General features: G+C 61.4%; 7 protein-coding genes. 1 reads left to right on the top strand and 6 read right to left on the bottom strand.

The genetic code is table 11. The features are described 5' to 3' along the window. The first annotated feature begins 75 nt into the window (after positions 1-75). Complete coding sequence (locus tag FEV16_RS06565) at positions 76-363, top strand: hypothetical protein (protein ID WP_138166833.1); 288 nt, start codon at positions 76-78, stop codon at positions 361-363. 2 nt (positions 364-365) lie between these two features. Here the strand turns inward: FEV16_RS06565 and FEV16_RS06560 are convergent, their stop codons facing one another. From FEV16_RS06560 to FEV16_RS06535, 6 genes are all read right to left on the bottom strand, one after another. Further along, positions 366-3,473: an efflux RND transporter permease subunit gene (locus tag FEV16_RS06560; RefSeq protein WP_138166832.1), complete on the bottom strand. Its 3,108-nt coding sequence runs from the start codon at positions 3,471-3,473 to the stop codon at positions 366-368. Next, positions 3,470-6,595, bottom strand: a complete 3,126-nt coding sequence (locus tag FEV16_RS06555; protein ID WP_138166831.1) for an efflux RND transporter permease subunit — start codon at positions 6,593-6,595, stop codon at positions 3,470-3,472. Before FEV16_RS06555 ends, FEV16_RS06560 begins: the two co-directional genes overlap by 4 nt. Positions 6,596-6,607: 12 nt before the next feature. Next, positions 6,608-7,858: an efflux RND transporter periplasmic adaptor subunit gene (locus FEV16_RS06550; RefSeq protein ID WP_138166830.1), complete on the bottom strand. Its 1,251-nt coding sequence runs from the start codon at positions 7,856-7,858 to the stop codon at positions 6,608-6,610. Beyond that, positions 7,855-9,411: an efflux transporter outer membrane subunit gene (locus FEV16_RS06545; protein ID WP_138166829.1), complete on the bottom strand. Its 1,557-nt coding sequence runs from the start codon at positions 9,409-9,411 to the stop codon at positions 7,855-7,857. Before FEV16_RS06545 ends, FEV16_RS06550 begins: the two co-directional genes overlap by 4 nt. A 277-nt stretch (positions 9,412-9,688) precedes the next feature. Next, positions 9,689-10,279 carry a DUF2147 domain-containing protein gene (locus FEV16_RS06540; protein ID WP_138166828.1) on the bottom strand — a complete coding sequence of 197 codons (591 nt, stop codon included), beginning with the start codon at positions 10,277-10,279 and terminating at the stop codon, positions 9,689-9,691. A gap of 72 nt (positions 10,280-10,351) precedes the next feature. Continuing rightward, a complete protein-coding gene (locus FEV16_RS06535) occupies positions 10,352-12,970 on the bottom strand; it encodes an MMPL family transporter (protein WP_138166827.1) in 2,619 nt (872 codons plus the stop codon). Positions 12,971-13,075 lie beyond the last annotated feature (105 nt).

The raw sequence follows: 13,075 nt of genomic DNA, 5'->3' as shown, positions 1-13,075 counted from the left end.
GTGGGCGTGATAGGTTGGAGCGTTAGGAATCGCCGGATAATCGAAGCTCCATTTGGGGGCGTCGGAGACGCGAACATGGCGCCGGTCAATTTGGAACAGCTCTTCGAGAAAGTTTTCCCGCTCGCCAACAACACCATTCTTACCGTCACCGAAGTGCCAGACTGCGAAGAGCAGCTGCTGAAATTGTTTGAGCGCGCCATGCTGCGCGGTTTCGACAATCATGCGCGGCTCACGCAGATCCAATTGCCGATGGAGCGCTTCCCCGATCTCGATTCAAAGTTCTGGCATGTGCCGATCGAGGATTGCGGCGCGGCGCAGGTGCTGCGCTTCTTCTTCGAGACCCCGCGAACGCAGGCCCACTGACCTCAAGCGCCGCGGACTTTTAACGGCGTGATCCGCTCGTGCGAAGGCGCGGTCTTCTTGCGCCTGAGCTTGCTCATCAACAAATAGATCACTGGCGTCGTATAGAGCGTCAGCGCCTGGCTGAGCACCAAACCACCGACGATGGTGATGCCAAGCGGTCGCCGCAACTCGGCTCCGATGCCGGTCGCGAAGGCGAGGGGAAGCGCCCCGAAAATTGCCGCCAGCGTTGTCATCAGAATGGGGCGGAAGCGTTCGCGCGCCGCCTCAAGCGCGGCGTCATGCACCGACAGGCCGCCTTCTCTTTCGGCCTGCAAAGCAAAGTCGACAAGCATGATGCCGTTCTTCTTGACGATGCCGATCAGCAGCAAAATGCCGATAAATGCGATGATGGTGAATTCGACGCCAAACAACTCAAGCGACAGCAACGCGCCAAGCCCAGCAGAGGGCAGGGTCGAAATGATCGTGATTGGATGGATGAGGCTTTCGTAAAGAATGCCGAGAATGATGTATACCGAGAGCAGAGCGGCGACGATGAGCCCTGCCATTCCAGCCGCCACCTTGCGGAAATCCGCCACGTCGCCTGCGAATTCCGCGCGCAGTCCGCCAGGCGGATTAAGTTCGGCGATTGCTTTTTCGATCGCCGTGACTGTCGCGTCGAGACTGTAGCCGGGCGCGACATTGTAGGAAATGGTCGTGGCCGGCAGCACGCCCTGATGGTGAACGACAAGGGGCGTCGAGCTGCGCTCGATATGCGCAAGCGCAGTCAGCGGAATCTGTTCGCCGGTCAATGAGGAGACATAAATTCCGGCGAGGTCGCGAATGTCTCGCTGCCGTTCCGGCGGCGTCTCATAGATCACGCGATACTGGTTGCGCTGAGTGTAGATGATCGCGTCCTGCCGTTGGCCGAAGGCGCTGTTCAGCGCCGCGTCGATGGCGGCGATCTGCACATTCATGCGGGATGCGGCGTTGCGATCGATGACGACGTTCGCGCGAAGGCCGCCTGTCTCTTGGTCGGAGGTCACATCGATGAGTTCAGGAGCCTGCTGCAAGCGCTCCAGCACCTTATCGCGCCACGCTTCGAGAATTTCAACCGACGGGCTCGACAGCGTGAACTGATATTGCGCCTTGCTCAGCCGTCCGCCCGATCGCAAATCTTGAGAGGGCACCATGAACACTCTGAGGCCTGGAATTTTCGCGAATTCGCCACGTAGGCGCGCGATCACCTCCTTGCTCGACGAGCGCCGTTCGTCCGCTGGCTTCAAAGCGACGAACAGCCGTCCCTGGTTCATCGAGGCGGTCAGGTGTGAAGCGCCGATGAACGAGCCGACATTGACCACATCAGGATCAGCGAGCAGCGTTTCGGAAGCGAGCCGCTGCAAACGCGCCATCTCCGTGAAAGACACGTCGCCTGACGACTCTGTCGTTCCATTGATCAAGCCGATATCATCTTGCGGCAGCGTGCCCTTGGGGATCGTCTCGTAGAGACGGACTGTCCAGGCGATCGAAAGGATCACGACAATGAGGGTCGCCCATGGATGGTCGATCACCGGCCGCAGGCTGCGCGCGTAAAAATCGACGACGCGGGCGAGAGCGCCTTCAACAATCCGATCGAAGCGGGAGGGCGGCTTTTCGCGTTGAGCGGGCAAGCGCGCGCAGATCATCGGCGTCACGGTAAGAGAGATGACCGTCGAAATCGCTATGGCGAAGGTCAGCGTCCAGGCGAATTCGCGCAGCAGCCGGCCCATTACGCCTTCCATAAAAAGGAGCGGAATAAAAACGGCGACAAGCGACAGGCTGATCGAAAGGACTGTGAAGCCGATCTGCTTCGAACCCACGAGCGCCGCTTCAAGGCGACTCAGACCGCGTTCGGTGTTGGTTTGGATGTTTTCGATCATGACGATAGCGTCGTCGACAACGAAGCCGACCGAGACCGTCAACGCCATCAACGATAGATTGTCGATTGAGAAACCGGCGGCCCACATCGCCGCGCAGGTGCCGACCAGAGAGAGGGGCACCGTAATGCCGGCCGCTATGACAGGCGTGGAGCGGCGCAAAAACACAAAAACGACGATCATCACCAGCAAGACGGAAATCGCCAGCGTGCGTTGAATGTCGTGAATGCTGGCGCGAATCGTTTGCGTTCGGTCGGCAAGCACATCGATCTTGACGCCGCTTGGAATCCATTCCTTGAGGCGTGGCAGCAGCGCTTTAATCTGATCAACCGTTTCGATCACATTGGCGTTGGGCTGCTTGGTGACGATAATGAGCACGGCCGGCTTGCCGTTGAACCAACCTGCGGAGTTGCGGTTTCTTACGCCGAGTTCGACCTTGGCGACGTCGCCAAGCTTGACGACGGCCCCGGCGCGCGATGCGATGACGATGTTGCGATAATCCTCCGGCGTCGACAATTGATCGGTTGTCGCAAGCGTGATTTCCCTTGCGGCTCCAGCGAGCGCGCCCACGGCGGAATGGGCGTTGGCGGCGTTAAGCGCATTGGCGACGGCGTCGACGCCGAGCCCCATGGCGGCGAGACGCGCGCTGTCGACTTGAACGTGGATCGCCGGCTGCTCAGCGCCCGCGAGGCGCGCCTCGGCCACGCCGGAAACTTGCGAAATTCGCTGCGCAATCACGGAGTCTGCCGCGTCGAAAACCGCGCTCGTCGGTAACGTGTCGGACGTTAGCGCTAGCACGAGCACCGGCATGCTCGACTGGCTTGCCTTTCGATAGATAGGAGCCGTGGGCAAATCGGTCGGCAAGTCGGTGATGGAGGCGTTGATCGCCGCCTGCACGTCGCGCGCAGCGGCGTCGAGTGGCCGCGAGATGTCGAACTGGGCGATGATCTGCGTCGAACCGAGCGAATTCGCTGAAGTCAACTCGTTCAGGCCGGCGATGCTGGATAGGCGCCGTTCGAGCGGCGCCGCGACAGAGGCCGCCATGATCTGCGGATCGGCGCCGGGCCGCGTCGCGGAGATGCCGATGATCGGAAAGTCGACAGCCGGCAGGCTCGCTACAGGCAGGAAAAAATAGGCGACGGCGCCCACGAGGAACAGCGCGCCAGCAAGCAGCGTCGTTGCGACTGGCCGCTTGATGAAGGGCGCGGAGACGTTCACTCGGCGGCCTCCCGCGTCGGCGGCTTAGGCAGCTCGGCGACTTCGTCTTGCTCAGCGAACTGCGGCGGCGACAGCCGGACGCGTAGTCGCTCTACCGCGAGATAGATGACCGGCGTCGTGTAGAGCGTCAGCGCCTGCGAGAGGAGCAGTCCGCCGATGATCGCGACGCCGAGCGGAATGCGCAGTTCGCTTCCCGGCCCATGTGAGAGCGCGAGCGGCAGTGCGCCGAAGAGCGCCGCGAGCGTCGTCATCATGATGGGGCGGAAACGCAGATGGCAGGCGCGCACGATTGCGTCATGCGCGGAGAGTCCGTCGTCGCGTTCGGCGTCCAGCGCGAAGTCGATCATCATGATCGCATTCTTTTTGACGATGCCCATCAGCAGAACGATGCCGATCAGCGCAATGACCGACATTTCGATGTGGAGCGCGAGCAGCGCGAGCAGCGCGCCGACGCCCGCCGACGGCAGCGTCGTCAGCACGGTGAACGGATGGGCGAAGCTCTCATAGAGCACGCCGAGCACGACATAGATTGACACGATCGCCGCGAGAATGAGCCAGGGTTCGCTCGCCAGCGATTTGTTGAATTCGGCGGCGTCGGCGCTGAATACGCCCATTATCGACGACGGCATGCCGATCGCGGCCTCTGCGTCGGCAATTATTTTGACAGCGTCTCCAAGCGAATATCGCTCGGCAAGATCGAAGCTGATTGTCGAAGCCGGAAATTGATCCTGATGCGCGACGGACAGCGGCGCAGAGAGATTTTCGAGGCGCACGAAAGTCCCGAGCGGCGTCTGTGGCCCGCCGCCGAGCGGCGCGACATAGAGTTTTTCTAAAGCCTGCGGATCGCGCAGATACTGCGGCGCGGCTTCGAGAATGACGCGATACTGGTTTGACTGCGTATAGATCGTCGAGATCTGCCGCTGCCCGAAGGCGTCATTGAGCACGTCGTCGACATTCTGCGCCGTGATGCCGAGCCGTCCCATTTTCTCGCGGTCAATATGCATAAGCGTGCGCAGACCGCCGTCCTGCGTTTCGGCGGCGACGTTGCGCAACCCTGGCGTCGTCCGCAGACGATCGAGCAGTCGGTTGGACCAGGTGAGCAATTCCCCGCCGTCGGCGGCGGTCAACGTATATTGATATTGCGAGCGGCTCGGCCGCGTCGTGATCTGGATGTCTTGAATCGGCTGGACGTAAAGCGTGACGCCGGGGATTTTTTCCCCCGCCTCTTTCAGTCGGTCGGCAATCTTTTCGGCGTTTTCGCGCCGCTCGCTATGCGGGCGCAGCAATACGGTGAGGCGCGCCACATTCGTCGTCGCATTGAGCGGTCCGACGCCAAGCACCGACGTGACGCCTTTGACGTCCGGGTCGTGACGAAACTCTTCAGAGATCTTCGCTTGCAGCGCCGTCATCCTGTCGAAGGACGCGTCTGGAGAAGCCTCCAGCACAACTGAGAGAACGCCAGTGTCCTGCCGGGGCAGGAAGCCCTTGGGGATGACGATGTAGAGGGCGATTGTGAGCGCGAGCGTCGCCACCGTCAGCGCCAGCATGAATCTCTCGCGCTTCAGGGCCCAATCGAGCGAGACGTGATAGGCGCGATCAATCGCGAGTGAAAGCTGCTCCCATCGCGATTGTCCCCGCGGCGGCGCAAACCTCAGCAGCGCGGCGCAAAGCATTGGCGTTAGCGTCAGCGAGATCGCCGCCGAAACAACGACGGCCATCGTTAACGTCAGCGCGAACTCGCGGAACATGCGTCCGACGATGCCGGTCATGAACAAGAGCGGGATGAACACCGCGATGAGCGATACGGTCAGCGACACGACGGTGAAGCCGATTTGTCGGGCGCCGTCGAGCGCAGCCTGACGCGGCGCTTTACCCTCCTCGATGTTGCGCACGATGTTCTCGATCATCACGATTGCGTCGTCGACGATGAAGCCCGTGCCGATTGTCAACGCCATCAACGAAAGGTTATCGAGCGAAAAGCCCGCGGCCCACATGGTCGAGAAGGTGGCGATGATAGAGAGCGGCAGGCTGACGCCCGCGATGACGGTCGCACGCCAGCTGCGCAAGAACATGAGCACGACGAGCACGACCAGCGCCGCGGCGATGACAAGCGTCAACTGCACCTCGAAGATCGAGGCTCGGATTGTTACCGTGCGGTCATTGACGATCTCAAGCGACATGCCGGCGGGCAGCGCCCGCTGAATCTGCGGCAGCTCGTTCTTCACCAGCTCTACGGTGTTGATGATGTTTGCGCCGGGCTGGCGCAAAACGTCGAGAACGACAGTTTGCTCGCCATCGTGCCAGCCGCCGACGCGAGCGTTCTCGAGCCCGTCGATGACCTCGGCGACATCGCGAAGCATCACCGGCGCGCCATTGCGCCAGGCGACGATAATGTCCTTGTATTGGCGGGCGTGCAGAATCTGGTCATTGGCGTCAAGCGTATACGACTGCCGCCTGCCGTCGAGCGAGCCCTTTGCGCCGGCGATGTTCGCCGACGCGATCGCGAGACGCAGATCCTCCATGCCGATGCGATTGGCCGCAAGACGGGCGAGGTCGGCCTGAATACGCACCGCCGGACGCACGCCGCCCTCTACCGACACGCGTCCGACTCCCGAGATCTGCGAGAGTTGCGGCGCGATCAGCGTGTCGGCGCGATCGCTCAAATCGCGCAGCGTCGCCGTCTTCGAGCGTAGCGTCAGCGTCAGGATCGGCGTGTCAGCGGGGTTAACCTTGGCGTAGACCGGCGGATAAGGAAGGTTTCGCGGCAGCGTCGAGGCTGCCGCGTTGATCGCCGCTTGCACGTCTTGTGCAGCCGCGTCGATGTCGCGGTCGAGATCGAATTGCAACGTGATCTGCGATAGCCCGAAGGAGCTTTGCGACGACATGCTGGTCAGCGACGGAATTTGCCCGAACTGCCGTTCGAGCGACGCCGTCACCAGCGAGGCGATTGTATCCGGATTGGCGCCAGGGAGCTGCGTCGTCACCTGGATGGTCGGAAAATCGACTTGCGGCAACGGCGAGACGGGAAGCCGCAAATAGCCCATCACGCCAAACAGCAGTACGGCGAACGCCAAAAGCGACGTCGCCACCGGCCGGCGGATAAAGGGCGCAGATACGTTCATCTTTACGTTCGATCACCTCGCACGCGCGTCGCCGCTTCGCGCGCCGCGTTCGCGACGCTCTTCTTCGCCCCCGGTGGCGCCAACATTCTCGGCGCCTGCAGCCGTCGGCGTATTCATAACTTTCGCCTTTGCGCCCTCCGACAGTCGCGAGAAGCCGCTCGTAATCACCACTTCGCCAGGCTTAAGCCCCGAAGTGATGACCGCGATTTTCTCATCCTGTCGGCCTGTCGTCACCTCACGCATTGTTGCAATGTCATCCGGCCCCAGCACATAAACGAATGCGCCGCTCGGTCCGCGCTGGACGGCGGGACTCGGCGCAACGACAACGTTCTTCAGCGTATCGAGCATCAGCCGCACATTGACGAATTGGCCTGGCCAAAGCGATAGCTTGGGATTTGCAAAAGTCGCCTTCAGGCGCACCGTGCCCGTTTGCTGATCGATCTGGTTGTCGATAACGCTCAGCTCTCCGGTTTCAATCGGGGTGGCGTTGTCTGGACCGAGCGCCGAGACCTTAGCCTTTCCCTGAGCTTGCGCCTTCTGCACCGCGGGCAGCGCCTGCTGGGGCAAGGTGAACACCACATAGATCGGCTTGAGTTGGGTAATGACGACAATGCCGGTTGCATCGGACGTGTGCAGAATGTTCCCGACATCTACGAGACGAATGCCGACTCGGCCGTCGATCGGCGAGCGGATCGTCGCGTAGTCGAGCGTCGTCTTCGCGTTTTCAATCGCGGCCTGATCGGCGCGCACCAGCGCTTCAAGTTGGGCGACAGTCGCCTTCTGCGTGGCGTGCTGCTGCTTGGAGGCGAAGTTGCCGATGACGAGTTTTTCATAGCGCGCAAGATCGACGCGGGCGTTAGCGAGGTTGGCCTCGTCCTGCGCCCTCTTTGCGACGGCCTGATCATATTGCGCCTGATAGAGAGCCGGATCGATTTCAGCCAATATGTCGCCCTTGCGAACATCCTGGCCTTCGGCGAATGCGAGGCGTAGCAGCCGCCCATCCACCTGCGTTCGAATCGTTACCGTATTGAGCGCCTGAACAGTGCCGACCGCGTCGATGGTCACTGGCACGTCATCGAGGCGCACCTTTGCTGCGGTCACCGTAACGGCCTGGCTGCCCGGTCCGTTGGGACGCGATACGCCAGGGCCCTGGTTTTTGGCGCCAAAGCCGGGGATCTGGCCCGCCTGATAGGCCCAGGCCAAGGCGCCGACTAGCGCGAGTGCGCCCACTGCAAGAGCAACTCTTCGGTTGGCGCCGGTCATGGCCATGGTCCTCTGTCGGCCTCATAAGCGGCGTTGGAGCGGGCGATCTCGATTTCACGGGTTGTGGGCGACCAGCCGCCTCCAAGCGCCTGATAAAGGCTCGTCGCCGCCTGAAAATGGGAGAGACGCGCGACGGCAAGCTGGTCCTGCGTCTGGAAATAACTGGTTTGCGTCTGCGCCAGCTGCACGATGTCAAATGTCCCTTCCCGCATACGAATCTCTGCAGCGTCCAAGGCGCGCCGAGCTGCGGACACGGCGACGGCTAAGAGCTTCATCTGGCGGTCCGTTTCGCGTATTGCAATCAGCGCGTTCTCAGTATCGGACAGAGCAGTGAGGATCTGCTTGCGGTAAAGCGCCGCGAGTTCCGAATATCTGCCCTTCTGCCAGTCATACTGGCCTTGCAGGTTCCAGCCGTCGAACAGCGGCTGCGTGAGCTGTCCGGCGATCTGCCAAGCGATGGCGTCGGGTCTCAAAATAAGCGTCGACAGCAGCGCGCTTTGAAAGCCGTAAAGCCCTGTCAAGGTAATCGATGGGAAGAAGGCCGCCCGCGCCTGCAAAACCGAAAATTCCTGAGACGCCAGTCGCGCTTCCGCCTCGGCCACGTCCGGGCGCCGCAGAAGCACTTCGGACGGCAGGCCTGGGGCAATATGGGGAAACGTTAGACGGGTCAGCGACCCGCCCTTTATGGTCATGCTTTCCGGCGTCTGGCCAAGAAGCACCGCGAGCGTATTGCGCGTTTGGCGCAGGGTTTGTTCGAGCGGAGGAATTGTTGCGCGTTGTTGAGCAAGTATCGTTTCCTGCTGTGAGGTGTCGAGCACGGTGGCCGTTCCCACCTCCAGCCGCGCGTTGATGGCGTCCATGACCTGCTGCGCGATTGCGACGTTCTGGTTGGCGATGCGTAGCCGGTCCTGCGCCGTGAGCACCTGGAAATAAGAGTTCATCACGGCGGCGACGGTCGAGATTTCGACGACGTCTCGATCAAAGCGGGAAACGTTTGCGAGTATGCGCGCCGCTTTTGAGGCGTCCTCGTTCTTACCCCAAAAATCGATCTCGTAGCTTGCTGTCAGCGCAAGCTGGAAGAAACCAAAAGTGCGCGCGTCGAAGGCCTGCTGGGATCCGAAGTTCGACGTCGAGCCCGTGCTTGACGTCGAAGGATTAAAGCCTGTGCCCGAGGACCCCACGTTGATCGTCGTGCCCGGAACCCGCGTCGAGCGGGCGATATCGGTCATATTAACTGTTGGGAAGAGCGCTGAGCTCGAAATGCGCGCTTGGGCGTCGGCCTCGGTGATACGGCCGATCGCGGCCGCAAGGTCCTGGTTGTCGTCGAGCGCTCGTTCGACCAGCTGGGTCAGCTCCGTGGAGCCGAATTTGATGGCGAAGTCCCGACCCCCCGAAATAGGCGGCTGCGGATGCGGTTTTGCCTCGATGAAGCGCTTTGGCGGCGGCGCCGATAGATCGGGTTTATCCCACTCGAGGTCGCAACCGGCGAGCGCCGCCGCGAGCATCGCGGCCGCCAGCGCCGGGCGAGAAGAGCGAGGCAGAGCGGCGGTCAAGTAACGGACGTCTCCGGAGGGGCCGCGCGACGGCCCCAGCGTCCCTTCCTTAAGCGCCGAGAGCGAGCCCTGGAAGGCCCGTCGCCCGCGTCTCTGCGATCCATCGAAGCCCATCCGACGCGAAAGCGTGGAGTCGCAGGCGTTCCGGAGCGCAGCGGGGAGACGCGCGCTGGCCGTCAACGCGCGAAAAGCTGTGAATTCAAGCTCGCGCTTCGCGGCGCGAGGGTCAAGTTACGTATCGTTAAGGCCCGCGCTCAAGGTCAGGCGAATCGCGGTCTCACTCGGGCTCGGCAGGAGGCGTGACGGGCTTCGCTTTCGCCGGCTTTGCCGGCTTTGCGACTGGCTTGGGCGCCTCCTTAGCGGCCGGTTCATGGGCGGCGGGCTCCTTGGTCTCTGGCGCCGCCGTCTTAGCGGCGGGCTCCTTGGCCGGTGGGGCGGCCGTCTTAGCGGCGGGCTCTTGCGCCGGCGGCTTGGCGTCAGCCGCTGGTTTGGTCGGTCCGGAGACCTTCGTCCAGGTCTCGCTTTGACAGAGGAAGGCCACGAGGCAGCCCGTCATTGTCAGAGACGTGGGATTATCAAGCTTGATCTTCCCGATGTACGATTTGCCGCTTTCCGGGTCGACGATCTCGCCTTCCCAATTGTTGTTGGTCGTCTTGGCGGCGTTCTTTAAGACTTCCGGCGGCGGCGAGCCGTCCGGCATCGGAAGGATTCCTTTGGCGCAAAGCTTCCCCGAGCAGTCATAGAATTCCAGCTTGTCGTCTGGATGCCCTTCGCGAACCCATACGCCGTAAATGGCGTCGACAGCGTTCGCCGCTGTCGGGACGCAGAGAGCCGTCGCCATAGCGGTGCGTAGAAGTGCTTTTCTCATGACGCCGGACCTCTATTCGGTTGCGATGGATGCGATTCGCTCAGGCTAGCGGAGGGCGGAACGCTGACTCCGTCAAGCCATGTCGTGCGCGTCCCCTAGCGGTTCGCGCGTATCTTCTTCTACCGGCGCGCGCGGCGGTCCAAGAAACGCCGGCACGATAATGAACGCGGCGAGCAATGTGAAGAACAGCGAAATGGCGAGAAGTTGTCCCATGCTCGCCGTTCCAGGATGACTTGATAAAATCAAGCTGCCGAAGGCGGTGCCCGTCGTCAGCGAACTGAAAAAGATCGCGCGCGTCAGACTCGACGCCAACATGTCGACGACGCCCTTCCGCCACGCGATGACGTAATAGATGTGGAAGGCGACGCCGACGCCAAACATCAGCGGCAGCGCAATGATGTTCGCAAAATTGAGCGACATGCCAAGCAAATCGGCGGCCTGCAGGCTCATAATGCCCGCCAGTACAAGCGGACCCAAGGTTAGGGCGACGTCGATCGGATTGCGCAGCGCCACCGCCAAGATGATAAAGATGGCGATGAAGGCGTAAAGTCCGGCTTCGAGAAAAGCGCGCGTGATGGTCTTTTGCGCTTCCGACACGATGACCGGCGGACCGCTGGCGTCCGGTGCGATCGCCTGAATCGCCTCAGCGAATTTGGTCATGATCACGCGATCGTTGCTGTCGCCTTTCGGCGTCACCTCGACGCGCACCATGCCGGTGTCCGAAATCCAGTCATGACGCAAATCTTGCGGCAAAGTGTCGATCGTCACGCGTTGCGCCTGCAGCGCCTGACGAATTTCGACGAGCATTTTGTCAAAGCCGCCGAACACCGCCTGTCGGGCTTCTGCGCGCGTCTCGGGGCTCGCTTTCGCAAGCGCGTCCAGATCATTTGCGAAGCGCGTCACAGCCGGAACTGGCTTCTTTGCCGTCGCCCGGCGCAGCGCCTTAGCGGCATTGGTCAGCGCTTTCACGGTCTCGGCGTCGCTCGGCGGCGGTTTCATTTTGGGGTCTATTACGCCGCGCAATTGCGACACGGCCATGTCTACAAGAGGAAGCTTGTCGTCCTGTTCCTTGGGGATCAAGGAATCGATTGAGTCGACGTGATCGACTTCTGGCAGCGACGCGATCCTTTTTTCCAATTCGCGCGCAGCGTCGAGAGACGGCGCTAGCACCTCGATCTTATTCGGCGCGGTTTTGGGATCCTTGGAGAGATCGAGGAAGGTCGCGACCGATTCGACCTTTTGATCGCGCAGATTCATCGGATTGGAATCGAAGGTCAGATGCATCAGCGCAGGCATGCCGGCAAGCACGACGATTGCCGTGGCGATCAGCACGAATACGCGGTGATGCGCGATCCAATGGTCGACTGAGGCGAGCGAGGCGGTCGCGATCGGCACATGTTCGGCGCGGGGGCGCAGCAATTTGATCGCCGCCGGAAGGAAAGTGAGGGTCGCGATATAGGCGACGATCATGCCGACGCCCGCGATCAATCCGAGTTCGGACACGCCGCTGAACGACGTCGGCAGAAAGCAGAAGAAGCCCGCAAGCAGCGACACGGCGGCGAGAGTAAGCGAACTTCCGATGCCGCGGGTCGCCGAGAGCAGCGAGCGCTCTAGGTCGTCGTCATTGTGCCGTTCTTCGCGATAGCGGGTCGCGAACTGAATGCCGAAGTCCACGCCAAGCCCGATGAACAGCGCGGCGAAGGCGACTGAGATCAGATTGAAACGGCCGATCATCAAAACGCCGAGCCCCGACGTAATGGCGAGACCGGCGAGCAGGGTGATGAGAACGGCGAGAATGAGCTTAGGCGAACGAAGCGCGGCGAACAAAATGAGCGTGACCACGGCGAGCGTGCCCGTGGTGTTCAACGCCATGTTTTCCGAGATGGTGGCGAATTCGTCGTCGGCGAGCGGGATCTGACCGGTCAGGCGCAGCTTGATTCCGTGCTCTTCATCAAGATGCAGGTCCGCGGCCGTCTTTCGCACCAGCTTTATCGCATCGCCACCCGGCTGCAGATCGGAATAGTCGACGATCGGTTTGGCGATAACGATACGGCGTTTGTCGAGTTCCGGCGCCGCAGGCGTGCTTCCGCCAGAGGCCAGCAGCTTGCCCCAGTCGATCTCCGCCTTTTTTCCCGCAAGCGCCTGCTCTATCGCCGAGGAAAAATCTTCGACGCCCCCAATGTACATTTTCATGGCGCGTTCGCTGCCGGAGGCGGATTTGAAGTTGCCGACGAGCACATTCGACAGGCCGCGCAAACTTGGATCTTCGGCAAGCGGTTGCAGAACGTCGCGCTGACCGATCATCACGCCGACATGTTTTTCAATGTCCGAGACGGGCAGGAACAATAGGCCGTTCTTGCGGAAATATTCGTGTTCGTCCGGGCGCCAAACGCGCGAGAGGAGCGGCTGGCCTTGCAAGGCGTCGTTGAGACGGTTGGCGGCGTCGCTCGCCTCTTCCCCTGTCTTCGCGTCGATGACGACGACGATGACGTCGAGAAGTTCAGGAAAAGCTTTGTAAAGCGCCGCCTCGTTCTTGCGCCATGCGATATCCGGCGAGAAAAGATCGCCGGTCTCGGTGTTGATCGTGAATCGCTCGACGGTGAAATATACGCCCCCCGCCATCAGACCGAGAGTGAGCAGAACCACTGTCCACGGCCAGCGGAGACACAAGGCGACCAGCTTTTCGAGCATTCTTTTTTCCCGCCTTCTGGCGACAAGACCTCACACGCGCGGGAACCGGCGCTCTTTGGTCGGGTTCCTCTATACAAGCGCGCCGCGCGACCACCAAGGCGGCTC

Origin of the sequence: Methylocystis sp. B8, from assembly GCF_005771425.1 — a bacterium.
GTDB lineage: Bacteria > Pseudomonadota > Alphaproteobacteria > Rhizobiales > Beijerinckiaceae > Methylocystis.
The sequence above is the reverse complement of the archived record's forward strand: the minus strand, read 5'-3'. Positions and strand labels throughout refer to the sequence as shown.

Coding starts and splice junctions, on each gene's coding strand:
- FEV16_RS06535 (WP_138166827.1), bottom strand. CDS start 12,970: ATGCTCGAAAAGCTGGTCGCCTTGTGTCTCCGCTGGCCGTGGACAGTG.
- FEV16_RS06540 (WP_138166828.1), bottom strand. CDS start 10,279: ATGAGAAAAGCACTTCTACGCACCGCTATGGCGACGGCTCTCTGCGTC.
- FEV16_RS06555 (WP_138166831.1), bottom strand. CDS start 6,595: ATGAACGTATCTGCGCCCTTTATCCGCCGGCCGGTGGCGACGTCGCTT.
- FEV16_RS06565 (WP_138166833.1), top strand. CDS start 76: ATGGCGCCGGTCAATTTGGAACAGCTCTTCGAGAAAGTTTTCCCGCTC.
- FEV16_RS06550 (WP_138166830.1), bottom strand. CDS start 7,858: ATGACCGGCGCCAACCGAAGAGTTGCTCTTGCAGTGGGCGCACTCGCG.